At 65.8% G+C, this 25,392-nt stretch carries 22 protein-coding genes; 13 read left to right on the forward strand and 9 right to left on the reverse strand.

Translation table 11 applies throughout. From position 1 onward, the window contains the following. Nucleotides 1–489 precede the first annotated feature (489 nt). The 7 genes from NE236_RS26545 to NE236_RS26575 all read left to right on the forward strand — a co-directional run bounded on the left by NE236_RS26545 (nucleotide 490) and on the right by NE236_RS26575 (nucleotide 8,721). Nucleotides 490–1,227 (forward strand): sugar transferase, encoded by a 738-nt coding sequence (locus NE236_RS26545; protein ID WP_252844860.1) that lies wholly within the window; start codon nucleotides 490–492, stop codon nucleotides 1,225–1,227. Next, a complete protein-coding gene (locus NE236_RS26550) occupies nucleotides 1,208–2,320 on the forward strand; it encodes a glycosyltransferase family 4 protein (protein WP_252844861.1) in 1,113 nt (370 codons plus the stop codon). The genes NE236_RS26545 and NE236_RS26550 overlap by 20 nt, the downstream gene beginning before the upstream one ends. Next, complete coding sequence (locus NE236_RS26555; protein WP_252844862.1) at nucleotides 2,317–3,447, forward strand: glycosyltransferase family 4 protein; 1,131 nt, start codon at nucleotides 2,317–2,319, stop codon at nucleotides 3,445–3,447. Before NE236_RS26550 ends, NE236_RS26555 begins: the two co-directional genes overlap by 4 nt. A 78-nt stretch (nucleotides 3,448–3,525) precedes the next feature. Then, on the forward strand, nucleotides 3,526–4,971 hold the full coding sequence (locus NE236_RS26560; protein WP_252844863.1) for a tyrosine-protein kinase domain-containing protein: 1,446 nt from the start codon (nucleotides 3,526–3,528) through the stop codon (nucleotides 4,969–4,971). A 111-nt stretch (nucleotides 4,972–5,082) separates the two neighbouring features. Next, nucleotides 5,083–6,486 (forward strand): O-antigen polymerase, encoded by a 1,404-nt coding sequence (locus tag NE236_RS26565; protein ID WP_252844864.1) that lies wholly within the window; start codon nucleotides 5,083–5,085, stop codon nucleotides 6,484–6,486. A 2-nt stretch (nucleotides 6,487–6,488) separates the two neighbouring features. Continuing rightward, a complete protein-coding gene (locus NE236_RS26570; RefSeq protein ID WP_252844865.1) occupies nucleotides 6,489–7,874 on the forward strand; it encodes an MATE family efflux transporter in 1,386 nt (461 codons plus the stop codon). Nucleotides 7,875–7,887: 13 nt separating this feature from the next. After that, nucleotides 7,888–8,721, forward strand: coding sequence for an FkbM family methyltransferase (locus NE236_RS26575; RefSeq protein WP_252844866.1), 834 nt, complete (start codon nucleotides 7,888–7,890; stop codon nucleotides 8,719–8,721). Nucleotides 8,722–8,746: 25 nt separating this feature from the next. Here the strand turns inward: NE236_RS26575 and NE236_RS26580 are convergent, their stop codons facing one another. Beyond that, entirely contained in the window at nucleotides 8,747–11,035 is a 2,289-nt protein-coding gene (locus tag NE236_RS26580) for a hypothetical protein (RefSeq protein ID WP_252844867.1), read from the reverse strand. Between the two features lie 286 nt (nucleotides 11,036–11,321). Between NE236_RS26580 and NE236_RS26585 the strand changes: the two genes are divergently transcribed. Next, complete coding sequence (locus tag NE236_RS26585; RefSeq protein WP_252844868.1) at nucleotides 11,322–12,218, forward strand: glycosyltransferase family 2 protein; 897 nt, start codon at nucleotides 11,322–11,324, stop codon at nucleotides 12,216–12,218. Between the two features lie 9 nt (nucleotides 12,219–12,227). Here NE236_RS26585 and NE236_RS26590 read toward each other — a convergent pair whose 3' ends face one another. From NE236_RS26590 to NE236_RS26605, 4 genes are read right to left on the reverse strand one after another with little or no spacing between them, the layout of a single operon-like run. Beyond that, complete coding sequence (locus NE236_RS26590; RefSeq protein ID WP_252844869.1) at nucleotides 12,228–13,151, reverse strand: sulfotransferase; 924 nt, start codon at nucleotides 13,149–13,151, stop codon at nucleotides 12,228–12,230. Nucleotides 13,152–13,189: 38 nt separating this feature from the next. Continuing rightward, nucleotides 13,190–14,179, reverse strand: coding sequence for a dTDP-glucose 4,6-dehydratase (rfbB, locus tag NE236_RS26595; RefSeq protein ID WP_252844870.1), 990 nt, complete (start codon nucleotides 14,177–14,179; stop codon nucleotides 13,190–13,192). Then, on the reverse strand, nucleotides 14,176–15,285 hold the full coding sequence (locus NE236_RS26600; protein WP_308209159.1) for a glucose-1-phosphate thymidylyltransferase: 1,110 nt from the start codon (nucleotides 15,283–15,285) through the stop codon (nucleotides 14,176–14,178). The genes rfbB and NE236_RS26600 overlap by 4 nt, the downstream gene beginning before the upstream one ends. 10 nt (nucleotides 15,286–15,295) lie before the next feature. Then, a complete protein-coding gene (locus tag NE236_RS26605) occupies nucleotides 15,296–15,766 on the reverse strand; it encodes a GtrA family protein (RefSeq protein ID WP_252844872.1) in 471 nt (156 codons plus the stop codon). Nucleotides 15,767–15,964: 198 nt separating this feature from the next. Here NE236_RS26605 and NE236_RS26610 point away from each other — a divergent pair, with 198 nt between their 5' ends. Further along, the gene (locus NE236_RS26610; RefSeq protein ID WP_252844873.1) at nucleotides 15,965–16,933 is read left to right on the forward strand and encodes a glycosyltransferase family 2 protein; all 969 of its coding nucleotides are present in this window, start codon (nucleotides 15,965–15,967) and stop codon (nucleotides 16,931–16,933) included. Here NE236_RS26610 and rffA read toward each other — a convergent pair. Together rffA and NE236_RS26620 are read right to left on the reverse strand one after the other, a co-directional pair. Beyond that, nucleotides 16,927–18,066, reverse strand: coding sequence for a dTDP-4-amino-4,6-dideoxygalactose transaminase (rffA, locus tag NE236_RS26615; RefSeq protein WP_252844874.1), 1,140 nt, complete (start codon nucleotides 18,064–18,066; stop codon nucleotides 16,927–16,929). The genes NE236_RS26610 and rffA overlap by 7 nt on opposite strands. 5 nt (nucleotides 18,067–18,071) lie before the next feature. Next, nucleotides 18,072–18,890 (reverse strand): N-acetyltransferase, encoded by an 819-nt coding sequence (locus tag NE236_RS26620; protein ID WP_252844875.1) that lies wholly within the window; start codon nucleotides 18,888–18,890, stop codon nucleotides 18,072–18,074. Nucleotides 18,891–19,157: 267 nt separating this feature from the next. On the opposite strand from NE236_RS26620, the gene NE236_RS26625 reads away from it, so the two are divergent. Further along, nucleotides 19,158–20,345 carry a glycosyltransferase gene (locus tag NE236_RS26625; RefSeq protein ID WP_252844876.1) on the forward strand — a complete coding sequence of 396 codons (1,188 nt, stop codon included), beginning with the start codon at nucleotides 19,158–19,160 and terminating at the stop codon, nucleotides 20,343–20,345. Here NE236_RS26625 and NE236_RS26630 read toward each other — a convergent pair. After that, nucleotides 20,306–21,169: a class I SAM-dependent methyltransferase gene (locus NE236_RS26630; RefSeq protein ID WP_252844877.1), complete on the reverse strand. Its 864-nt coding sequence runs from the start codon at nucleotides 21,167–21,169 to the stop codon at nucleotides 20,306–20,308. The two genes, NE236_RS26625 and NE236_RS26630, sit on opposite strands and share 40 nt — an antisense overlap. Beyond that, nucleotides 21,162–22,409, reverse strand: coding sequence for an O-antigen ligase family protein (locus NE236_RS26635; RefSeq protein ID WP_252844878.1), 1,248 nt, complete (start codon nucleotides 22,407–22,409; stop codon nucleotides 21,162–21,164). The genes NE236_RS26630 and NE236_RS26635 overlap by 8 nt, the downstream gene beginning before the upstream one ends. 255 nt (nucleotides 22,410–22,664) lie before the next feature. Here NE236_RS26635 and NE236_RS26640 point away from each other — a divergent pair, with 255 nt between their 5' ends. From NE236_RS26640 to NE236_RS26650, 3 genes are all read left to right on the forward strand, one after another. Beyond that, on the forward strand, nucleotides 22,665–23,636 hold the full coding sequence (locus NE236_RS26640) for an LCP family protein (protein WP_252844879.1): 972 nt from the start codon (nucleotides 22,665–22,667) through the stop codon (nucleotides 23,634–23,636). 119 nt (nucleotides 23,637–23,755) lie between these two features. After that, nucleotides 23,756–24,757, forward strand: a complete 1,002-nt coding sequence (locus tag NE236_RS26645; protein WP_252844880.1) for an endonuclease/exonuclease/phosphatase family protein — start codon at nucleotides 23,756–23,758, stop codon at nucleotides 24,755–24,757. A gap of 16 nt (nucleotides 24,758–24,773) precedes the next feature. Continuing rightward, nucleotides 24,774–25,358, forward strand: a complete 585-nt coding sequence (locus tag NE236_RS26650; RefSeq protein ID WP_252844881.1) for an arsenate reductase/protein-tyrosine-phosphatase family protein — start codon at nucleotides 24,774–24,776, stop codon at nucleotides 25,356–25,358. Nucleotides 25,359–25,392 lie beyond the last annotated feature (34 nt).

Below are 25,392 nucleotides of genomic sequence, written 5' to 3' on the forward strand. Positions count from 1 at the left end.
ATTCACACACCGAGATTCGTTCGATTTCAATCTTCTGCGCAATCATCCATCCCGCGACCATGTGAAGCTCATGGCATGCCACTCCCCGGGAAACGACTCTCAGCTCGACCAGGGCACGAGAGACCGAGCAGATGGCGTTTCGCCGGAAACACGGAGCGTGGCCCTCTATCGCGCCAATGAGGCCATACCACGCGTCAATGCTCCACAACCTCGCGACCGCGCCACTTAGGACGATTTGATGCGACGCGCACTCTAGTCGGCCTTCCGGACCAACGGCCACCATGCAGCAAGGTTGCACGATTTGTAACGGTCGATTCCTATATTTACCGACCAGATCCCGAACGCCTACAGCCCCCGAAAGAACCGCAAGGGATAATTTCCGGTCAACTGACCAAGTGTTGATCTTGGACATGGAGTGGGCATTCACAAGAAGGCGATATACCTGGGGCCAGGGAGCGGAGATTATTCAACACATGCCGGGGGACGACAGTGTCCATTTCCACACCGAGCGCGCAGTCAGGTCAGACCGCGCCAGCAGACGAGAGCATCGACCTCGTCGGGGATGTCGAGACACATCTACGTTTGGCGAAAGAACAGCCCGAGAAACGCCCCCTGAGTGGGCCGGTAGCACTCCGGCTGAAACATGCCGTCGATCGGGTGATCGCTCTTACCGCGCTGCTCGTCCTCGCTCCTGTGCTGGTGGCCATCGCTGTCGCGGTGCGATTGAGCGGCCCGGGACCGCTGCTCTTCGTCCACGAGCGCATCGGGATCAATGGCAAGCCGTTCCGGATGTGGAAGTTCCGCTCGATGAGGGTCGGCGCTGATGATCAGCTTGCGGACCTGTTGCGCACACATGGACGGAACAACGAACCGTTCTTCAAGGTACCCGACGACCCCCGCGTGACCCGGCTCGGCCATTGGCTGCGCCGATGGTCCCTCGACGAACTCCCTCAGCTATGGAACGTGGCACTCGGCCAGATGTCCCTGGTCGGACCGCGCCCTCAGGTCCACGCCGAGGTGGCGCTGTACACCAGCCGAGAGCACGGACGCCTCGCCGTGCGACCGGGTCTCACCGGACTGTGGCAGATCAGCGGCCGCTCGGCCTTGCCGTGGCAGCACGCGATTGAGCTGGATCTCCGATACGTAAAGGAATGGTCGCTGAGGCTGGATCTGTGGATCCTCTTCAAGACGCTCGGTGCGGTGGTCAATGGTCACGGCGCGTTGTGAGCCGGAAGGCGCAAATGCCGCCGAACTCACGCGCCGGTTCACAGTGATCCATGTCGTCGAATGCTGGGGCGGCGGCGTGAGCAGTGCCGTGGCCGGCTATATCCGTGCGACACCCATGTTCGAACACTGGCTACTCAGCGCACCGCGTCATGGAGAAGACACCGGCATGGCGGTCGCCGGACAGGTTCAAGGCTGGCTGCGGCTGCCCGATAGTCACCCGGCACGCATTCGCGCGGTCCATCATGCCTATAACGCGATCCGGCCCGATATCGTACACGCCCATTCCTCATACGCCGGAATCTACGTGCGCGGCTGCCTGTCGATCCCAGCGGATCGTATCGTCTATTCGCCGCACTGCTATGCGTTCGAACGTGTCGATGTGGTTCTGCCGGTACGGGGAATGTTCCGTATCGCGGAGTCCATCTTGGCGCGGCGAACGGGCGTGGTGGCAGCGGCGAGTCCACGGGAAGCCGCGCTCGCGCGGATGCTGCACGGACGGCAGCAGGTGGTGTGCGTACCACACGCCGTCCGGGTCCAGCCTGTGATCCCGGCTGCGCGACCATTCGAAAACGAGGTGGTCGCCATTGCCGTAGGGCGGATCTGCCGGCAAAAAGACCCGGATTTCCTCGCCGAGGCGAGCAGGGAGGCGCGCAGGCACGGCTGGCCGATCCGCTGGGAGTGGATCGGCGACGGCGATCCCGCACGCCGCGAGCGGCTCGAGTCGGCCGGCGTGCATGTCGCGGGATGGCTGCCACGGGACGAGGTGTTGCGCAGGCTCGGCCGGGCGCACGTCTACGTGCACACGGCGCTCTGGGAGGTCGCGCCGACCATGGCGATGCTGGAGGCGGTCGCTACCGGACTACCCATGATCATGCGGTCACTACCGGATCTGGCCGTGCTCGGGCTTCCCGGACTCGTCCCCACCCCAAAGGCGCTCGCCTCGGCTGTCCGTCGCATGGCCGATCCCGCGCACCGGGCAGCGCATGCGGACCGGTGCCGCATGGCGTTTCACGAGCACACGCCGGAGGCCCAGGCGAAGCGACTGGCCGCGGCCTATCGAGCTCCGGCCCTACCAGTAAAGGAGAGAGTGTGACCGACCGGATTCGGGTCGCGGTGACGGGAAAGGTGCTGCGCCGCAACGTCGGCGGCAACACGACCTACACAGGAAGTCTCTACCGATGGCTGGGGCGGCTCGGTGTCGCGCACACGCTCCTCGTGCCACCCGGGGATACGCTCCGCGGACCGGCGCGGCAGCTCTGCTACGCGGCAGCCGAGGGATTGGTCTGGCCGCATACGGTGGATCATCGGCATGCCGATCTGCTGCATTTCCCCGCGGATACCGGAGCGCTGACCGCAGGCCGGTTGCCGATCGTGGCGACGGTCCACGGGGTCCCCCAACATATTCCGGGCATCCGGCGCACGCTCTGGGAACGCACCTGGCGGGCACGCGTAGCCCGCCTGGTCCGTGCCGCTGATGCCGTGGTCACCGTCTCGGCCAACTCGGCGGGCGAGATCGAGCGCGCATTCGGAGTCCCCGAACATCGCCTGCACGTCATCCCGCACGGTGTCGACACCGATCGTTTCCATTCCGACGGCTCGGCGGACGCCCGGCTCCTCGCGCAGCTGCGCCTACCGGAGCGGTTCGTTCTCTACCTCGGCAACCTCGACCCCCGCAAGAACATCCCAGCCCTCGTCGACGCGGTCGTCCGGCCGGAGGTCGCCAGGCTCGGGGTCCAGCTGGTCGTCGCCGGCGGTCCCTTTCTCGGGTCGGAGCCGGTCGAGCGGCTGCTGGCGACCGCGCCGCACGTGCGATACCTGGGTCAGGTCCCACCGGAACTGGTCGCACCTCTGTTCCGCGCCGCTGCCGTCTTCGTACTCCCGTCGAGTCACGAGGGGTTCGGGCTGCCCGTCATCGAGGCGATGGCGTGCGGGACACCCGTGATCTGCTCCGACCGTGGCGCCCTGCCGGAAGTCTCCGGTCAGGCGGCCATTCTGCTGCGCGACCTCGATTCCGGGTCGATCGCCGCAGCGCTACGAGACGTCCTCACCGATGACGCCCTCGCCACAGAGTTGCGCACTCACGGCCTGGCCAACGCACAGCGGTTCACCTGGGCCGAATCGGCCCGGCGTCATTTGGAGGTCTTCACGCGCCTGCTGTCGGGAACGGGCCGCCCGAGTCACTCGAACGGCGAGGGCCCGGCAGCGCTATCGCGTTCGTGAGGACGCGGCCCACGAGAACACCGACAACTAGAACGCCGAGAACTTCGCATTTCACGAAGGTCCGACACGGGGGACTGCATGAGCGTAAGGGAACTGATCACCGCGATCCAGCGGCACCTGGCGCTGCTGGTGAGCGTCATGCTGCTGGTGATCGGCGTCGCGCAGCTGATCACGATGCTCCAACCGACCATGTACGAGTCGAAGGCATCGGTCTTCGTCTCGGTGTCGCAGCAGGCACAGAGGCTGGATCAGGTGTATCAAGGGACGCTCTTCAGCCAGCAGCAGGTCCGGTCGTACGCCGGCCTCGTGACGACGCCGAAGGTCACGATTCCCGTGATCCGTGAGCTGGGGCTGCGCATGCGGCCGGACATGCTCGCGAAACGGCTCAAGGTCGACGTACCGGCCGACACCGTGCTGATGAACATCGCCGTACGCGATTCCGATCCAGTGATGGCGGCGCGAATTGTGAACAGCGTCACCCACCACCTCATCGCCGCGGTAGCGGAAGTGGAGGCACCGCTGCCGGGGCGTGCACCGACCGTACGGATCCAGGTGGTCAGGCCGGGTTCGCAGCCGAGCGCGCCGAGTAGCCCGAAGCCGGTGTTGAACACCCTCGTCGGCATCGTGCTCGGTGCCCTCGCCGGCGTGCTGGCGGGGATGCTCAAAGAGGCCCTGGACACCCGGATCGACGCCACGTCCGACGCGGGCCTGGCGAGTGGTCTGCCCGTACTCGGCGAAATCGTCTACGACCGCGCCGCGCGGAAACGAACCCTCGTCCACGACACCGACCCGCTCGGTCTCCGGGCCGAGGGATTCCGCAAGCTCCGAACGAACCTGCGCTTCACCAATGTCGACCGGCCCCCACGGACGATCGTCGTGTCCAGTCCGCTCGAAGGCGACGGAAAGTCCAGCGTCGCCCTGAACCTTGCGTTCTCGCTCGCCGAGGACGGTGCCCGCGTCGTCATCGTCGATGCCGACCTGCGACGCCCGACCATCGCGAGCTCGCTCGGTCTCGTCGAGGAGATCGGGCTCACGAGCGTGTTGTCCGGTCAGGCCAGCATGGCCGACGTCATGCAGCGCGCCGAGAGAAGCTGTGCGATCGACGTGCTGGCCAGCGGTCCGGTACCGCCGAACCCGAGCGAGCTGCTGGGAACCCAGAAGATGCAGTTCCTCCTCGAGGAACTCCAGGCCGACGCGGACTACGTGATCATCGATTCGCCCCCGCTGCTCCCGGTCACGGATGCGGCGGTGATCGCCCCCGGCAGCGACGGCGTCCTTCTCGTCGTGCGTGCGGGACGGACCAAACGCGATGAGCTGCGCGAGGCCGTCGAGAGCGTGGACGCGGTCAGCGGAGTCACACTGGGAGTGATCGTCAACATGGCCACGAAGGGGAAGCGCGACCGTTACCGCTACTACGGCGGCACCGTCGGCTATCGCCGGGACGAGAAAAAGCCGCGCCTCGAGGACGTGGACCCGATTTCGCCGGCGAACGGTACGGCACCGACCAGGACCCCTGTCGGATGACTTCGGCCGGCAGACGCGACTTCAGAGTCGGCCGGTATCCGGAGTCTGCCGATGGAGAAGCGGGGATGTGCGGCCTCAGCCGAATGACGAGGCCGAGGCGGCATCCCGTTCTTGAACGACCCGATGAAACCGCAGTCGCCGATAAGGCTGGAGACGTCCGTGCCAGAACGTGTTCATGCCGCGCTCCACGATCGCCCGACCGGGGCGGGGCGCCGTTCGTCCACGCCGAGTCCGCTCCAGCTGCGCCAAGGTGCCTGGTGGTTGCATCCAGGCTGGACCGGCATCCTGAGCGTCCTACCCTGTTTGGCCATCGCGGGCCTCATCCCGGCGGACGACTTCCGTCTCTGGTGGCGCACGCCGAAGTACTTCGGCACGGCCGAGGCACTTCTCACCGCGCTGCTTCTCTGCGCTTTCATCGCCGGCACGCTGGTACCGAACCTCATCAAACGCCGTCGACATGATTCCCGAAAGCCGCACGTAATCGTCACGGTCGGTCAACAGAAAGTCCTGCTGTGGGCCGGACGCGTGTTCCTGATACTTTCCTTGATCGGGTACGTGACGTGGACCGTGGCCGCCGTATCACGTGGCTACGGAGGACAACAGCTGTACGACGCGCTCGCCCTGCAGCGGGGCGTACTGCTCTCCGCCAGAGGTGAATACCTCACCACCCTTCCGGGAATCACGACACTCACCCAAGTCGGCCCGCTCGCTCTTATCTGCTTGCTGCTGGATCGCCGGATCAGCGGCCGACGGCACACGCTCGGACTGGTCGCACTCGCGAGTTTCGGCCTGGCCCGAGGCTTCTTCAATGCCGAGCGTATCGCCCTCATGGAACTGGCCGTCCCCGTAATCGTGCTCGCCGCGACAGCATTGCCCAAAAGCCGACGGCGGCAGCATTCAATTCTATGGGCGATGCTTCCGCTCCTTGGCCCACTGGTCTTGGCGACCGTCTTCGGTGCCCTTGAGTACACCCGCAGCTGGAACGATTTCTACGCACGCCATAGCGACACCGGTTTCATCGGGTTCGTGCTACGGCGACTTGGCGGATATTACGCTACCTCCAGCAACAATTCAGCCATAATCCTAGCCCATGATTCAACGAATTCGCCGATGCCTCGCTACACCGGGCAGTTCCTATGGAACTTCCCAATCGTGCGATCATTCGTTCACATCGACAACAGTGCCACCAACGGAACCGACTACACATCATATCTGTATGTGAGATACGGAAACTTGGAATTCAATACTCCCGGGGGACTCCTTCCGGGCATCATCGACTATGGCCTTTTCGGCGCAGTCGCCTGGTGGGGCGCCGTAGGGCTGCTCATCGGAATCTGCTACCACAGCATGCGTTCCGGAGAACTGCGTGGACTCGTCCTCTACGCTGTCATCTATGTCGGCATCCTCGAAATGGGAATGCTCTTCTATTGGGGACTTGGCCGCGCCTTTCCTATGATCGTCGGTGGGCTGATTACTTGGATGCTGCTACATCGCGCACGCGCCAGGGAGGACTGATCATGCTCACTCATGCCACCCGCCGCGGCGGATGGATCCTCGCCGATCAGATCATATCGAGTGCGACGAATTTTATGTTGATCATCCTGTCGGCACGGCGTATGTCGGCCGCAGCATTCGGCGAATTCGCCCTGCTATATGGCTATTACGTAGTCTTTCATCAGCTAACCCAGACAACGTTCGCCGAGCCACTAATGGTGCGTTTCCCCCGGGACCCCGACTCCGCGCGCCGGGCACTGCGCGACAGCTCGGGAGCCGCGGCGGTGTTCGGGCTGATCGGTGCCGTCGCGCTGCTCCCATTGTCCGGCCCGATCCTGGGCGGCATCACCGCCCCGGTCCTGATCTTGGCGGCTTTGCTCCCGGTGCTCCTCATTCAGAGCACCCTGCGAATGGGCTTCATCGCCGCCGGCCAGCCCCGCAAGGCCATCGTGAGCGATGCCGCCTGGGGGCTGAGCCAGTGCGTCGCCATGTTCGTCGTGCTGTCGGTGACGACGAAGATGACCTGGGTGTTCCTGGTCTGGGGACTCAGTGGACTGATCGCCACCGTGATCGCGATCACCCAGGCCCGGGTGCTGCCGCGCGTCGCTTCCGCGTCCGGCTGGCTCCGCGAGTACGGCGATCTCGCACGTCCGTACCTGGTCGAAGGCGTGGTGCTGACGGTCTGCTCCTACGGGACGCTGATCGTGGTCGGGAGGATCGCGGGGCTGGCAGCCGTCGGCTCACTACGGGCCGCGGATACGGTCTTCGGCCCGGCCGCCGTGATGATCAACGCCGGCCGAGTGATCGCCATCACCGAACTGTCCCGGCTGCTCGCCGCCCGGCCGGACCGAATCGGCCAGGGAACCCTCGTGGTCACGGTGGGACTCGGAACCGTCGGCGCCGCGTCGGGAGTGCTGGCGATGGTGTTGCCGGCGAGCGTCGGCGCGTTGTTGTTCGGCAGATCATGGCAGCTCATGGCTCCTCTGCTGCCGGCGCAGACGGTCTTTCGCATCGCGCAGGGCGCGGTGCTGGGGCCGGCGGGGGCCCTACGCGCCCTGCAGGCGATACGCGCGCTCTTCATATTCAGGCTGGCCACGGCGGTCGCCCTGGTCGCCGCGGCCGCCATCGGCGCCGCTTTCGCCGGGGCTCAGGGCGCCGCGACGGGTCTCGCCGCGACCATGACACTGTCCTGCCTGTACGGGGCCGTGCTGTACGCAAGCCATCGCCCCCGGGCGACCGCCCGACCACTCGGTCGGCGACAACGGCCGGCAGTGCCCGCCGAGCAGCTCGACACAATCGACGATCAGGGAGTTGACCAGCATCGTGCGCAGGCAAATCGCTCGCCAGACTCTCAAGTTTTCCCGGAAACTGTTCAGGCGAACGCGCGTTCAGGATCTCACGATCACTAAACGCATCCAGAGGATGGTGTACAAATTTGGCTGTTCCGCGAATGGTGATGACGTCGCGACGGTATACTGCGGGCTGAGTCTGACCGGCCCGGCACGCGACTTCTCGATCATTCACCAGCTGTTCGCCGGTTATTACGAAGAGGTCGAGGTCGCCCTTTTCGAGCGTCTGGCGACTCACAGCAATATGATCATCGACATCGGCGCCAACATCGGCCTCTACTCCTGTGTCGGCGCAGCAAATCTTCCAGAGGGCGGCCATCTGGTCGCGTTCGAACCCGTACCGGAGAACGTCGCCTACCTGCGGGGGAACATCACCCGAAACGGCCTCCTGGAGAAGGTCACCGTCGAGGCGGCGGCGGTCGGCGACAAGATCGGTTCCGTGACGATCTACCTGGCGAGGGGAATCGGTCATCATTCCATCGGCGCCGATAACGCGCTGGGATGGTCCAGTTCGACGTCTGTCCCCGTGGTCTCACTCGATTCGTATCTGGCGGACCATGAAATCGGTCCGCCAGACCTCATCAAGATCGATGCGGAAGGATACGACGGGTTCGTCCTTCGCGGCGCCCATAAGACACTGAGCCTCTCCCCTACACTACTTATCGAATACAGCCCGCACGGGCTGGCGAATTGCGGCTTTTCGCCGCACGAACTCCTCGACGTCATCTTCGCCAATTATCGCCACGTGTTCCTCGTCCATGAGATCAAGATGCGGGCCTGCACGAAGCAGGATGTCCTTCGTCTCGGCACGAAAGACGGCCTCGGGGCGAATCTTCTGGCGACCAACAACGATGACCATCTGGCGATCGCGAATATGATGCTCGACGCGCACGCGAGTCACGCTTAGGGCGGCTCGGACTTCAGCGCCCGTCTCACCGCGTGATCTCGTAGACCCTGCACTGACCCGCCGCATAGCGCAGGCGCGCGAATCGGTCGAGGTCGGGAGCGGGTCGATCAAAACCCCTGTCGACGAAGAGCCAGCGCACACCGTACGTGTGGCGTAGTCGCCGAACCGCCTCGGGTGAGGGCCGGTGGAAGACGGCTTCGTTGTCCATCAGCCGCCGAAGGTCCCAGAAGGGCACTGACTCGTCGGCAATGTGCCGTCTCACCCCCTCCATATGCGCTCTCGCGGTGTAGCGCCAACTCTCCACCAGGACGCGTCGCTCCGAATACGCCGATACGGCGAAGCGCCGATCGTCGCAGCCCATGCCGGAGAGGCAGACGGCGTTGGTCGCGACCAGGTCATCGGGACGCGAGTGTTCCCGCAGCCAACGCCCCGCCTCGAGAGTCCCCGCGCCGATCACGGCTGCCAAAGGGTCTCGGGGAATGCCATGCCAGAGTTGCCGGACGTGGAGCAGACTCCCGGGCAGGATGAGCCCGCCGACGAAGGCGAGCGCCACCACCGGCGATAGGGACCGCACGGATGGACGCCGGCGTCCGGCCAGCACCAGAAGCACCATGCACCCGATGCTGATCACTATGAGCGCGAAGAACGGGCCGAGCATTCGCGGCAGTGCGTCACCCACGGTCGGCCTGGTGTTCCCCCCCAGTCCGCGGACCGCCAAGACCGCAGCGACCCCACCGGCCGAGGCGCCGAGAAGCATGATTCCCGAGCGTCGGCCGAGCCGCCCCGGAAGCACAGCCATCAGCCCATAGACGGACACGAGAGACATACATGGCATCACGCCGCAGAGGAAGTACGACTGGGAGTTACCGGCAAAACGCAGAATGCACGCGACCGCGATCCCCGTCACGCTGATTCCAAGGAGCAGGAGGATCGCCGGGTCACACAATGTCCTTCGCCGGAGGGCCAGGCACAATGCGCCTCCCCAGACAAAGACCCGACCGACAATGCTCACCAGCGCCGCGACCGCCCGCAACGCCTGCGGAGGATCGGACGTCGAGGCGGCCACATCAGCCACAGCACCGAACATCGACCCGGGGTGAAAAATCACGCCGTCAGAGTTCCCGCCGAACAGCACCACTTTCGCGATCAGCACGGAGGGGGCCGCGGCCAGGAGCGCGACGAGTGCCGGTCGGTGCAGACGCCGGCTCGCGATGATCGTCCCGATCAGCACGATGAGAAGGCCCGCGATGAGCATCGGGAGATAGGTGGCCTTCGCCCCCATCACCCCCATGAGCAAGGTGACGAACAGGATCCACGGCCCCGCTCCCGACCTCGGCCGACGAAGAAGGTCGATGAGCAGCAGAATGACAGGCGCGAACATCATCGCCCCGAGCCCTTGCGTCGGGCTTCGCCACGGCACGTCAGCGCGTATCAGGAAGTCGACACCCAAGGAGGGGTACCAGGAGTACACGCTCGGCGCCCATACCAGACAGTTGATCGCCAGCGCGACCATCCCGGGCCACCACCGATCGGTCAAGCGCCGTGCGGCCGCGAAGAGCAGTACGAGCGACGTCGCCAGGGTCGGTAGCATGAACAGCCGGTACAGCAGCGTCTGCGGCTCGATGCCGGTGACCCAACTGGTGGCCGCCATGTCCGCGTAGACGAACCAGTGATAGTAGAGCGGCTCACCGGCCACGGACGGCCATTGTGGTGGCATATGGTGCTTGAGTTCACCGATGAGGCCCAGGTGGTACGGCATGTCGATATAGGGCGCGGCATATCCCGGCCACGCCAGCCCGTGCTGACGGTAGAACGCCGACCCGGTCGACAGTACGACGAACCCGACTAGAGCCGCGAGAGCCCAGGAATAGGCGGCCGGGACGTGCCTGACGGGATCCGTTCTTCGCCAGTGCCGCCGCAATGCCGGTACGGCGAGAAAAGCGGTGACCGTGGCGACCGGCCACGCGAGCACGAACAAAGGATGCCCGGCCCACCGCGCGCCCACATAAATGAGTACGGTGATCGCCTGTCCGAGGACCGTCCCGGCCGCCACCTCTTCGGCGACGAACTGCGATCCCCCTCGAAAAGCGCGCCACAGCAGCACCCCCGGCACCGTGGAACCCAGAGTGATGAAGGTGCCGAAGAACGCCGTTTCGCGTAGGGGCACGCCATAATATCGCAAAAGCGCGACAGCCACCGCGATCACGAGCGCCGTGGGAACCCAGCCCGATCGTAGCGCTTTCGCCGACCATCGTATCGGGCGCTCAGTCCCGATCGGCATTGTCATCTGATCTGCCGGCGGCGCCTGCGCCATGACCCTCTCCTCGCTGGTTCACCGTAAAAGAAGAAGCGTAGCGACCAGCAACGTAACAAGATCCGAACGATAGTCACGCAAAGAATGAGGCAATGAGAAGATCATTCTCGGTAATATTTGGACGCCGCCGCCACCGCGACAATCCGGAGCGATCGCCACAGCCGACGCGACACCCCTATATCGATGGATCGTCATGCTGCAACCGCTACCTCAGAGCAGGTCCATATAATGGGTCCACAGGAAGAGTGAAGGCGTCTCTCCAGGAATTACCATTGACCCGGATGAATTGAACAACGGTGACATGAACTCGAAAACGAAATTCGCTGTCGTCGTGACCACGATCGGGCGGCCCGAGCTGCTGGACCACCTGCTGGCATCCATCCACGCGCAGACGCTCAGGCCCAGCGAGGTGGTCGTCGTCGACCAGAGCAGCGATGACGGCACACGCACCGTGGTCGCCTCATGGGCAGATCGGCTCCCGGTGCGTCGTCTGACCTCGGCACGAGGCGCATCGGTCGGACGCAACGTAGGTGTCGCGGCCCTGGGAGACTGCGATTTCGTCGCGTTTCCGGACGACGACACCAGCTATCTACCCGACACGCTCGCACAAGCCGCGGCGGTCCTCACGCGTGCTCCATCGGCCGGCGGGGTTTCCGGTCGCTCGGTGGGCACCCCGGGTCGACCGGCCCAGCTCACCTCGTTCGGCGACCGGCAGATGCCGCTGAACCATCGGACAGTGTGGACGAGCGCCATCGAGCACACCGTCTTTCTAAGGCGCGACTTCATCCGCGCCGTGGGCGGTTTCGACGAAGATCTCGGGGTCGGTGCCGCGTCACCCTGGCAGTCGGGAGAGGGGACGGACCTGCTTCTTCGTGGCCTGAAGGCCGGCTGGACGATTCTGTTCGACCCCCAGATCATCATCGTCGAGTACAACCCCGACGCTCCGTCACCGGGTGAACGCGCATACCACATCAAGGCCAGGCGCTATGCGCGTGGCACCGGGCGCGTGTACCGGGCCCACCACGGCCTCGGCCTCCGGGTCAGGGTGGTCTTCCGCCCTCTCGCGGCAGCGGCGCTGAGCATCGCCGGCGGACGCTGGGCCCTGACCATTTGGTATCTCCAGCGGGCCATCGGCCGCATCGAAGGATTGACGGGGCTCGTCCTGCCCGGGCCGAGAGATTAGGACTCTTTCTCAGCTGCGGGAGTAGCGGCGGAGCAATGGGTACGTGAGCGCGGACACCAGCAGACGGTCGGTACGGGGAAGGTGAGTGCGCCAGGCATCGTCGAGGCGAAGGGAGACGCTACCGGTCTGCGCACGCATCGGATTCCCTCCGATACTGTGCCCGGCGTCCAGCACAGCATGATCATCGGAGAGGAATCTCATCGCCGACTCATCGACCGACAGGCCCGCAAAAGATATGACTTCACGGAGGACGCCGACAGGATCTTCGATGAGGCGTTCATAGGTGAGCATGCGGGTCGACACTCCCTTTCTGCTCAGAATCTCCAAAGCAAGGTTCTGAACGATCCAATTGAGTGACGTATCCGCCGGCGATGCCGTTCCAAGGGTTGCGCCACGGACGGAATCCACCCGCAATACATTTTTTGTACAAGAATACGCAACGCCACGGCTGTCGCGAACTATGTGAACCAGTTTCAGGTCGACGTCGGCATACATGCCAAGGCAGCAGGCCAACGGCGCCCGCTTGCTCGAATCAACGACGACCTGCGCCCCACTGACTTCGAGCGCGGCCGTGTAGATCTTGGTGTAGTAAGAGGCGTAGGCGGCGGCCGTCGTCTGGATCGCGCCGGAGCGCTTGCCTTGGAGCAACGCCGGAAGAAAGCGAATCCGGTCGATCGATCCACGGAGTCGCCGCATTTCCTGCAGATCAACGGCGTCCCAGCCACCAAACGCCCGGTCGCCTATCTCCTTCCAGAAAACACAGGAAGCGATCAGGTCCCCGCAGGTACATAGATCTCCATTTCTGAGTCCTGTCCCCCAGAGGTTGCAGACCTCACCCAGCGAGACGACATCGGGCAACTGACCGAGGAGGCGATGCAGGAGCGTGGTTCCACTTCGAGAGACGCCGCCCACGAAGATGACACGGGGATGCATACCGATCCTTTCGCCAAGTTCGCTCTCACGAATATGGGTTAACGGACCGTCGGGCGTGCCGCCTCAATGAGCGGCCGCCAGAAGTCCTCATTGTCCGCATACCAGCGCGCGACGGCCGCGAGCCCCTCGTCGAAATCGACCTCGGGTCGATAACCGAGGCCTCGGATCTTCGTCGTGTCGATCGAGTATCGGCGATCGTGCCCCGGACGATCTGTGACGTACTCGACCATGTCCCAGCCCTCCCCCACTGCCTCGAGCAATCTGCCGACAAGTTCGAGGTTGGTGAGCTCGGTACCACCGCCGATGTTGTACGTCTCGCCCGCCGATCCCTTCTCCAGTACCAGCTGGATGCCACGGCAGTGATCATCGACGTGTAGCCACTCACGGACATTTCGACCGTCGCCGTACAATCGGATCTTGCGTCCATCGAGCAGGTTCGCGATGGACAGCGGAATGATCTTTTCAGGATACTGCCACGGCCCATAGTTATTCGAGCAGCGAGTAACTCGGACATCCAGCCCATAGGTGCGATAAAAGGCACGGCAGAGCAGATCGGCGCCCGCTTTGGAAGCGGAGTAGGGCGAGTTGGGCAACAACGGCTCGGTCTCCCGCCAGGCTCCATCATCGATCGATCCGTACACTTCGTCGGTGGAGACCTGCACGAACGTTCGGACCCCATATTCGAGTGCCGCCTGAAGCAGCCGCTGTGTGCCCAGAACGTTCGTCACCACGAAATCGCCGGCGTCGTCGATCGACCGGTCGACGTGCGACTCCGCGGCGAAGTTGACAATCACATCATGGCCGGGAACGACTTCCTTGAGAAGCGAGCCGTCGCCGATGTCACCTCGGATGAAGGTGAACTGCGGATGGCCTGCCACGGATGCGAGGTTGGCGAGGTTACCGGCGTAGGTGAGCTTGTCCAGCACCGTGACATCCGCATCCTCCCATCCCGGGTAGCCGCGACGGAGCAATGCGCGAACATAGTGCGATCCGATGAATCCAGCACCACCGGTGACGAAGAACCTCATATGCGCAGTTGGACCTTACTGTGATCACCGACCATCAGGCGGTGGGCATTAGGTGCGTGAACGGCACGCGTCACCTCGACGCCCCTGCCGATCAGGGAGTACTCGATCCGCGGCACGCCCTGGATCGTCGAGCCACCGAGGACGATGGAGTACTCGATCTCGGCCTCTTCGATGACGCAGTCATCCCCGATGGACGTGAACGGACCGACGTAGGAGCGGAGCACCTTGCTTCCGGCCCCGATGACGATCGGTCCGCGGAGTACCGAATCCTCGACCACCGCGTCCGGGTGGACCACGACTCGGCCGTCGATCTCCGATCGGCCCGCTACCACGCCGGCCAGGTCCGGCTCGACCGTCTCGAGCAGAATTCGGTTGCATTCCAGGATGTCCTGGAGACGACCGGTGTCCTTCCAGTAACCGGTGACGATGTGCGAGTGGACACGATGTCCCTGGTCGATCAGCCACTGGACCGCGTCCGTGATCTCAAGTTCACCGCGCGCCGAGGGCTTGATCGCGCGTACCGCCTCGTGTATCGCCGCTGTGAACGCGTACACGCCGACGATCGCCAGATCGCTTCTCGGCAGTTCGGGCTTCTCCTGCAGGCTGACGATGCGACCGTCCCGGTCGAGTTCGGCGACGCCGTAGAATTGCGGCTCGGCGACCTTGCTCAGCAACAGTTGCGCCGTGTAACCACCGGCCCGGAACTCCTGAAGGAGGTTCGAGATGCCGCCGACGAGGAAGTTGTCGCCGAGGTACACGATGAAGTCGTCGTCGCCCAGGAAGTCCTTCGCGATGAGCACACAGTGCGCGAGCCCAAGCGGTTCCTTCTGCGGGATATAAGTGACGTCCAGCCCAAAACGCGACCCATCACCGACCGCCGCGCGCACCTCGTTCCCGGTATCACCGATGACGATCCCGACGTCGGTGATACCTACCTCACAGATCGCGTCCAGGCCGTAAAACAGCACTGGCCGGTTGGCAACCGGGACAAGTTGCTTCGCCGACGTATGAGTGAGGGGACGCAGGCGAGTACCGCGTCCCCCGGCGAGCACCAGTGCCTTCATCGTTCTGCTGCTTCCATGAGCCCCTCCGAGTCCGCGTGTCATGCAAATGATCTCATGGGCGTGCACGCGACCCTGCGTACACGGCTTCTTTTTGTGAACGTTTACCGGCGGGATATGAGGTTGATACTCGCGACGACGCCCGGAATTTCCAGAAACGCTGCATCGGATAAGCCACGACCGGGCTCCAGAGTGCGGTGACGATCTGCGCTACCGGCACCGGAAGCCTCGCAACCTCGACAAGTGACACGAGAGAGACGACCGATAGGAGCAGGACCGCCGCACACGCGATGTAAAACCGGATCAACCCAGCTATCCACGGCCCGGTCGCGTGAAACACCACGACGCGGTACGCCGGGTATACGGCGAGCACCGTCAGGGCCTGCGCGCCGATCGCCACCAGTGGATATGGCGCGACATGCCGGAGCATCAGCCACCCACCGGAAAATAGTACAAAGTGCAACACCGCAGTGATCGCTCCGGCGATAAGATACTTCACCTGTTGACGGCGGACAATCTTGAACATTGACACCATGCGCTCTATCCACCCCCGAAGACACACGCCATACAGCTTTTCGCCGGCCGTGCGGAGCAGGAAAATAGGGAGGTCTATTAACGACATCGATTCGGTCAATTTCTCTACTGCCTGCAGTAGATACGAGCCGAAGCTGGAAATTCTGCACTCAGATTTGTAAGCCGGCTGTGACCAGTCCGTGAGGTGCCCATGTTCGTGTCCGTCGTAGTCCCGTGTTACCGGTCGGCAGAGACGCTGCCGGAGCTGGTCGCCCGGCTCGCCGCCGTCCTTCCCGGCGCAGCCATCGAGCATGAGATCGTGCTGGTCGTCGACGGCAGTCCGGACGACACGTGGGACGTCGCCGCCGCTCTGGCCCGCCGTCACCGGGAAGTGCGGGCCATCCAGCTGGCACGCAACTACGGCCAGCACAACGCTCTGACCGCCGGCATACGCGCCGCCCGCCACGACGTCATCGTGACGATGGACGACGAGCTGCAGCACCCGCCCGAGGAGGTACCTCGGCTACTCACCGCGCTCACCGACGAGGTCGATCTGGTTTACGCGCGCCCACGAGAGGAGGAACACGGGCTGGCGCGCAGCCTCGCGTCGCAGCTGGTGAAGGTCTCCCTCGCCGGCCCATTCGGCATCCACGGTGCCCAGCACATCAGTGCCTTCCGGGCGTTCCGCACGTTCCTTCGCAACGGTTGCGACGGCCTCACCGGCCTGCACGTCTCGATCGACGTGGCGCTCTCTTGGGCGACCACCCGGATCGCGTGCGTCGACGTGCGGATGGAGCAGCGCAGGTCCGGCCGCTCCGGCTACACCCTGCGCGCGCTGCTGCGCCATGCCGTCAACTTGCTCGTCGGGTACAGCACGACACCACTGCGGTTCGTCACCTACCTCGGCGTAGGAGTCGGCGCGTTCGGGCTGCTCCTCTGCGGCCTGGTGTTGTGCTGCTACTTCACCGGGGAGACCACCGTCGCGGGTTTCACCAGCCTCGCCTCCATGATCGCACTGTTCTCGAGCGCGCAGTTGCTCGGCATCGGAGTGGTGGGTGAGTATCTCGGCCGGGTACACGCCGGCGGCATGGGCCGCCCCACGTACGTCATCCGCACCGAGGTCGGCCCGGCGGCGCCCGACGAGGGCGCCGACCTCCGATCCGACGTCCTCTCTCAGTAGGAGATGACGGCTTTGATGATGCGTTGCAGTTCGTCATCGCTCATCGCAGCGAACAGTGGAAGCCGCACGAGCCGGTCGGCGACGTCCTCGGTGACCGGACATCCGCCCGGCACCACGCGTCCGTACCGCAGTCCCCCGGGCGTGGTATGCAACGGCTGATAGTGGAATGCCGCCCGCACCCCCTGCTCGCCGAGATGGCGCAGGAACGCCTGGCGGTGGGCCAGATCGGGCAGCAGTAGGTAATACAGGTGAGCCGGATGATCTCGGTCGGCGGGAACGGTCGGCCGCCGCACCCCGCGCTCCCCGGCCCAGTCGGCCACTTCCTCGTCATAGGCCGCCCAGACGCGGTGCCGCCGGGCCTGGATGTCGTCGATCGCTTCGAGCTGTGCGACGAGGAAGGCGGCCAGCAGGTCGGAGGGCAGGTAGCTCGAACCGATGTCGATCCACCGGTATTTGTCCACCATTCCGCGGAAGAACTGGGCGCGGTTGGTGCCCTTCTCCCGGATGATCTCAGCGCGTTCGACGAGTCCCGGGTCGTTCAGGACGAGCGCACCGCCCTCCCCGCACTGCACGTTCTTCGTGGCGTGGAAGCTCTGGGTGGCCATCGCACCGAACGACCCCAGCGCTCGGCCGCGGTAACGGGCACAGAGCCCGTGTGCGTTGTCCTCCACCACGGCCAGGCCGTACCGCTCGGCGATCGCCATGATGGCGTCCATCTCACAGGCCACGCCGGCGTAGTGCATGACCACGATCGCGCGCGTCCGTTCCGTGATCGCCGCCTCGACCCGCCGCTCGTCCAGGTTGAGCGTCTCCGGACGGCAGTCGGCGAAGACCGGGACCGCGCCGCGCAGCGCGAAGGCGGTGGCGGTCGAGGTGAAGGTGAACGACGGCATGATGACCTCGTCACCGGGGGCGATGCCGAGGAGCAGGGCACTCATCTCCAACGCGTGCGTGCACGAGGTCGTCAGCAGGGCTGAGGAGGCCCCGATGAGCTCGGCGATCAGCGCGTTCGCTCGTCTCGTGAAAGGCCCGTCCCCCTCCAGAGCACCACCGGCCATGGCCCGCCCCAGATATTCCTGCTCCGCTCCGGCGACATAGGGGCGGTTGAACGGAATCACGGTAGTGTCCGGCAAAGTCGTCATCCTTGTCTTGACCGATTCTCGGCGGGCTCTGCCGGATTTCTCAGCAGGCCCCGCCGAATAAGGTGGACTGTGAAAATGCTGAGCACAGGCTTGAAGCCATAGTCAGCCCAGCGACGCTGCACTCGGACGTTCCGGCTCTGGGTTGAGATGACCACGCTTTCGATTCCACGCGACGCCGCTCGGTCCTCCATTCCGGCGAGCAGGTGAAGGTAGAGCCCGGCGTTCTGGGCCCCCGAGACCACACCGCCGAGCGCGATCTCGGCGACACCGCTCGCAGCGCCGTAAGTGACGAATCCGAGCATCCCGGATTCGCGATCGCGGCTCTCGCTGTTTCGGATGGCGACGACGCCGCTCGTGATCTCCCGACGGGCCCATTCCTGGTAGCCCGCGAGCACCAGCGCCGGATCGAGCAGTGGATTGGCGAGGTAGTGGTTGTCGTAATCACGGAAGGCACCGACTATCATGGCGTCCATCTCCGCCGCGCTCACGGAGTCGACGATCTCGAGACCGCGCGGCAGCGGAGGGGGACGTCGCCCCTGGCCCGTGGCCAGTTTCCAGCCGACGAGGTTGTCACCGACGATGGCGGTCCGGTCGAGTTCCGTCAGGACCGCGAACCAGCTCATGCGATCGGCCGGATAACGCAGGACCACGACATCCGCCGTGGAGGCATTGATCGCGTCGAGTACGTCCTCGAGCGTCGCCGCCGACGCCGCGGATACGGAGATCCGATCGACGGCGATACCGAATCGGGCCGAGTCGTACGGAGACGGCCCGGCGACCACGCCCGGCGCCAAGGCGACATCGTGCCAACTCATGGGATGCCTCCGCCATATCACCGTCATGAATTCCATCGGTCGGCCTTCGGCTTACAACGGTATCCAGACCGGATGCGCGGCATTCAAGTCGACGTCGACCATCAGCATCGGCTTTCCTAAAATATTCTTTGGAAATTGGACCACCATCGTCCCTGCCTAGCGAAATATCACCCCGAGCGGGCGACACGGACAATGAGTGAGAAGCGGACGGCGACCGTCGGCGGGAAATCGTCGTCTTACCATCACGACCATGACAGGGCGGGGACTTTGAGACAGGCCCCAGGCGGTGAGGTCGCGGTCTCGGCGCGGGCCGATGCCGGCGGAACGTCGGCCCCGCTCGAGCGCGTGTGCCTGCTGATCGGCCAACTCGGCCTCGGCGGTACCGAGAAGCAGGTCGCCCTGCTCGCCGAGGGCCTGCGCGCACGGGGCGTCGACACGAGCGTGCTGGTGATGTTCGAGGGAGGTCCACACGAAGACACCCTCCGCACCGCCGGTGTCCCCGTAATACACCTCGGGTTCCAGCGCCGCTCCGCGGGTTGGCGGATGCCGTCGGACAACGCGGCGGCGTTCCTCCGGTTGGTCGGGCGCCTGCGCCGGACGCGGCCGGACGTGCTGCACGCGTTCCTCTTCCACAGCCACGTGACGGCCGCCGCGGCCGCACGGCCGGCGGGCGTCCCGGTGCTCGTGGCGGGCCGCCGAAGCCTCGGGGATTTCAAGCGGGGCCGCCCGCTGGTGTCGGCCTTGGACACTGCGGCGACGCGCGTGACCGACCATCTCATAGCGAACGCGCGGGCCGTCTCCGACGACGCGTTGCGCGACAGAGGCGTCACGGCGGAGAAGCTCACGATCGTGCGCAACGGTCTTCCCGGTGCCGCCTTCGAGCCGATGCCTCCCGCTCCCCTCGCCACCCGGCTTCCGGTCGTACTGTGCGTGGCCAACTTCATCTCGTACAAGGGCCACCGGTACCTTCTCGAGGCCATGGCACGACTGCGGACGCGTGGGGTCCCCTGCACACTCGCGCTGGCCGGCGACGGGCCCGAGCGGGCGGTGCTGCAGCGTCAGGCGACGCGGCTCGGCATCGACGTCCGCTTCCTCGGTACGCGAACCGACATCGGACGGTTGCTGGCCCGGTGCGACGTCGTGGCTCTCGCCTCACTTCAGGAAGGCATGAGCAACGCCGTCATGGAGGCCATGGCGGCGGGACGCCCGGTCGTCGCGACGGAGGTCGGAGGCACCGGCGAGTTGCTCCGCGGCCGCGGCCTACTTGTTCCATCGGCCGATCCCCAGGCGCTGGCGGACGGGATCGCACAGGTGATCGGGAATCCGGCGTTCGCCGCCGACCTCGGTCTGAGAGCACGCGCGTGGAGCGAGGCGCACCTGAGCAACGACGTCATGGTCGACGAGCACGTGCGCATCTACCGCGAACTGCTCGGCATAGTCCGGCAACCGTCGTGAGGACGTTCGAAGACGTACTCGTTGCACCCGAGGCCGCCTCCGCAGGTCGTCATGTGGCGCAGTTCGAAGCCCCGGGAGCGCAGGAACCGAAACACCTGCTCGGGCGTGGCCACTTCGAAGGGAAACCCACCGACCCAATCGACGAGGTCGTGCCACGCGGACATGCCCCGTGGCCGTACCCGCCGGCCCGGCACGCCGGCGCCGATGGAGGCCGCGCGCATGAGCCGGCGCAGCGGCGCGTTCCGGACGAGGTAGGCGGCACTCGCCGCGAGGAGAAGCCGCCGTACCAGCGAACCGGACCGGTTGTAGCGCCGTTTCACCCGCCACCACATCCGGCTCCGTGGCCCTTGGTCGTTGTACACCGAGATGTAGATGAGGCCGCCCGGAACGACCAGGCGGGACGTGGCGTCGATCGCAGCCCACAGATCGCCTGTATGGTGCAGCACGCCCCAGGCGTAGACGACGTCGAAGGCGCCCAGCCGCTCGACGAACCGCTCGTCGAGGATGGACCCCTGCTCGATGTCCCAGTCGCTGCCCGGCGCGAACCGCCTGCGCAGTTCGGCGGCGGCCGCCACCGACTCGGGATCGAAGTCGAAAGCGCGGACCCGTGCCCCGAGCCGCTGGGCGGCCAGCGAGAACAGCCCGCTGCCGCACCCCACGTCGAGAAAGGTGCGGTCCGTCAGGTCGGCGACCCCCAGAGGATCGCGGACGGCGTGAACGGCGGCGGCGATCCTCATGTCATCGACGAGTTCGATGAAGGAACGCCAATTCTCGCCGAATCGGAACCGGTCATCCCGCCGGGCATCGGCTCGGACGTCAGGCACGTGGCTCCGCCCCTTCTCGTGATGGTCCGATGATCGAGGTCGTTTCCCGTTTCCGCCGGAGCGCCCGAACCGCGCGGACCGCCAGCGCCCTCGTGGTGAGCCCCCGGCTTGGCCGGGAGGCCAGGAGGCACCCCGTCGAGACCCAGAAGGGCGCGCTGACGACCAGATTCGCCAACGGATTGGATAGAAGGAGAATCACCCCGTACGTGAGCACGACGGCCCGCAGCAGCGCCAGGTCGCCGACCTGCCGCCGCCCCAGGGCGAGCCAGAGCAGGACGACGAACACGATCAACGTGATGACGCCCGCCTCGGCGGCCAGCCGCAGATATTCGTCATGGGTGGCGAGGTAGACGCCGACGTCCGGAGAGCGTTGGGCATAGCCGGGGAACGTCGAAAGGCCGATCCCCCGCAGCGGATGCTCGGTGATCACGCGTACGGCGAACTCCGCCACTCTCTTTCGCAGACCGTTGCTGAGGCTCAGATCAGTGATCGTCCGGCCACCCGCACCCAGGTTCTCGATATGCCGTCCCATCGGCCGGAGCATCCCGCCGGCCGCCGCCGCGGTCGTGGCCATGGCGACGCCGGATATCAGAATGATCTGGAATAGCCGGGAGCAGCCCTGGAGAAGGACGATGCCGACGCCGACGGCGGCCGCCAGGGACGCGCTCCGCGAGTGCGTCGCGGAGAGCGCGATGCCGCAGACGGCCGCGGGCACGAGCCATCGCGGATTACGGGCGTACCGCACCAGCCCCACGGCCGTGACGAGCGGGATGGCGAGGAGAAAGCCGAGGTAGTTCGGGTTGCAGCCGAGCCCTTCGAGACGCACGTTGTCGAAGCCGCCGCGGACGAGGACGTACGCCGCGGCGGCCGCACCGGACAGCGTGATCACGCGCGCGACCTGCCGGGGGTGTGGCGAGGTGACGACGCTGACGCCCAGCAGCGCCAGGCCCGCCAGGATTCCCACGAGGTCGAAGAGCCGAGCGAGCTGCGCGTGAGGCATCGCGCTCAACGACCGCAGGAGATCGACGGCCCGATACCGCTGTCCTGGCGGCGCCGGCACCGCCGCCACGGGAAAGGCGAAGCTCACGACCAGCAGGCCTGCGAAGAGCACCATCCACAGGTAGGTGTGCCGCACCGGCACGACGCCGAGAAGGACCGATGCGGCGGCGATCGCCGCCGACGCGGCGATCGCGCTGACGACGGCGAGCCGCCCGTCGGTGGACGTGCCCGCCCAGAGCATGCTCAGGGGAACCAGAAGAAGGACCAGCGTCGCCGGTCGGCAAAGGTCCCGGAGGCCCGCGGCCGAAGCGTGGCCCGTCCGCCCGTGCACCCTCGTCCCCCCGACCTTCCTGAAGATCATGTTTCACTGGACTACCCTGCACACTTCGCACAGGTATAACTACGGACAGTAGCAGCACCTGGTCTACCGGGCGCTGCACGAAACCGTGTTGCGACCGGGCCAGTACGAGATGACGAGCGGAAGGAACCCCGCACCATGAACCCTGACGCACCGCCATGGGGGCCGAGGGCATGGCTACCCAGGTACGGCGGGCGGCGCTGGCCGTTCGCCGTGCTCGACGTCCTCCTGGTGGGCCTGCTGGCGTCATGTCTGTTCATCGAAGCGGACCTCGGCCGGATCGACGCGACCGCGCCCTATCCCCTCAAACCCACGTGGGGACTCGGCGAGGATTGGCTCCTGGTCACCCACGACGACTCACCCCAGCCGCCGGGAGAACGGCCGATGACCGGCACCGGCCAGCGCCGCATCGACACGGCGATGGAGCTTCACCTCCGCCATGACGGCGGCAGACCGCTGCTCGTCAGCCTGCCGTTGCGCACTACCGCCACGATCGCCGGTTACGGCACCGCCTCTCTCGGCACGGCATACGACCGAGGCGGGCCACAACTGTTGATCCGCGAGGTCGAGAGCATCGTCCACGCCAGCATCGACCACTACGTCGAGATCGGTCTCGGCGGTCTGGTCTCACTGGCCGACGCGGTCGGCGGAGTGCGAATCTGCGCGGACGAGCCGACCCGGGTCGCCGCGCCGAGGGCATCCGCGGACTGCTCCACCATCTCCGGCAACCGGGCGCTGGACTATCTGCGCGGCGGCGCCCTCCCCCATGCCCGCCCGGGTCCCGCCGAACGCCGGCGGAGGCTCATCGCCGCAGTGATCGAGAAGGCGACGAGTCCGGATGCGGCCCTCGAACCGGCCCGGGTCATCGCGTTCGTCAGGACGGCCCTCGCCGTCGTCACGGTCGACAAGGGCAACCACCTGTACGACCTGGTCCGCCTCGCGCTGGCACTGTGCGATGGTGCCGTCACCGCGAAGACGATCCCGACCGTGAACGGCGGCTGGCTGCCCGGTATCGGCCGGATCGTCGGGTGGGACCCCAAGACGATGGCGGAACTCGTCCGCTCGTTCGTCGTCGACCGCCCAGAGCCCAAAGGCCTGATCCCCGGCTAGTTTCACACCGCTCCGGCTGCGCGGCACGGCGACCCGCGACTGTTACTCTGAGCGACGGCTGGTTGCGCAGCGTCAGATCTCGACAGTTCGATCGCCCAGAGGAGAGACGGGGGTCTCCCATGAACACGACCGCGGTGGGCTCGTCCGAAACAGCGGCACGCTCACGCACGCGTGACCTTCTCCATCGGCCGCTGACCTGGTTGATCGTCATCTGTGCGGGCTGGGCGGCCGCCCGTCTCGTCGGCGTCGACAGGGTGCCGCTTCTGGCCGGGCTGCTCGTCCCGATCCTGACCTTCACGCCGTATGCCGCCGTCCTCTCGGTCGTCCTCGTCATCCTCACTCTGGCGTTCCGTCGTTGGAAGGCCTTCGGTGTCGCCCTGGCGGTGTCAGCGGCGTTCGCCGCCGCTGTGCTTCCCCGCGCCGTCGGCAGTGCCACGCCCGTGGCCGGAGGCCCGGTGCTGCGGATTCTCACCGCCAATCTCCGTCTCGGGCAGGCGAACCCCCACGCCCTCGTCGGTCTCGTGCGCCGCACACACGCAGACCTACTGAGCATGCAGGAATTCACGCCCCAGGCCGGCGCCGCCTTCGACCGGGCGGGGCTGGGACACCTTCTGCCCTACAAGATCACCACACCGCTCGGGAGCGCGCTGGGATCGGCCCTGTACGCACGTTGGCCGCTCCACCCGCGCCCGATGTTCCAGGTGCACCTCGTCGGCCTCGCGATACCCCATGCGGAGATGGACGTCCCCGGAGGACATCGTGTGGAGGTGATGGCCGTGCACCTCGCACACCCGACGAATCCGACCGGACTCGGGCAGTGGAATCGCGCCTTCGTCATCCTGCCCACGGGACAGCGTCAGGGCCCCGTACGGATCCTGGCCGGTGATTTCAATGCCACGCTCGACCACACGTCCCTGCGGCGGCTGATCGGCGAGGGGTACGTCGACGCCGCGAACGAGACCGGCAACGGGTTGATCCCGACCTTCCGGCAGTGGTCGGTGCCGCCGATCACCCTCGATCACGTACTCGCCGACGCGCGATGCGGGGTGCGGCGGGTGAAGGTGTACGGCCTGCCCGGCAGCGACCACCGCGCCGTGTTCGCGGAACTCCGGCTGCCGTGATCGACGAGGACGCCACATGAGGCCCCAGCGATTTCACCTGCTGTTCGTCTGCACGGCCAACATCTGCCGGTCTCCCATGGCCGCAGAGCTCGCTCGGCTCAGGCTCGGGACCGCGGCGCGATCCGGTGACGTCCTCGTGAACAGCGCCGGGACCCATGGGCACGACGGAGCCGACATGGATCCGGACGCCGCCGCCGTACTCCGCTCCCTGGGCGGCGAGACGGCCGGCTTCGCCGCGCGAACCGTCACCGTACCGCTGCTGTCCACGGCCGATCTCGTCCTCACCGCGGAGCGCCGGCACCGCGCGGCCGTAGCGGCCCTCCACCCCTCGGCGCACGCCACGATGTTCACGATCCTGGAGTTCGCCCGGCTCGTCCGCCGGATCAGCCCGGATCGGCTCGCCGGCGAGGACATCGCGGCCCGCGCGCAGTCGCTCGTCCGGGAGGCGGCTCGCATGCGTGGCATGTCTCCGCCCGGTCCGCCGGACGAGGACATCGCCGATCCGTATCAGGGCCCGGCCGAGGATTACCGTGCCTGCGCGACGGTGATCCAAGGGGCACTCGACCTGCCACTACGGCGCATCCTGTCCGGACCGCCGTGACCGTGGCGGAATCTTTAGCAACGCCAGATTGTGC

The sequence above is a fragment of the Actinoallomurus purpureus genome, assembly GCF_024055795.1.
GTDB lineage: Bacteria > Actinomycetota > Actinomycetes > Streptosporangiales > Streptosporangiaceae > Actinoallomurus > Actinoallomurus purpureus.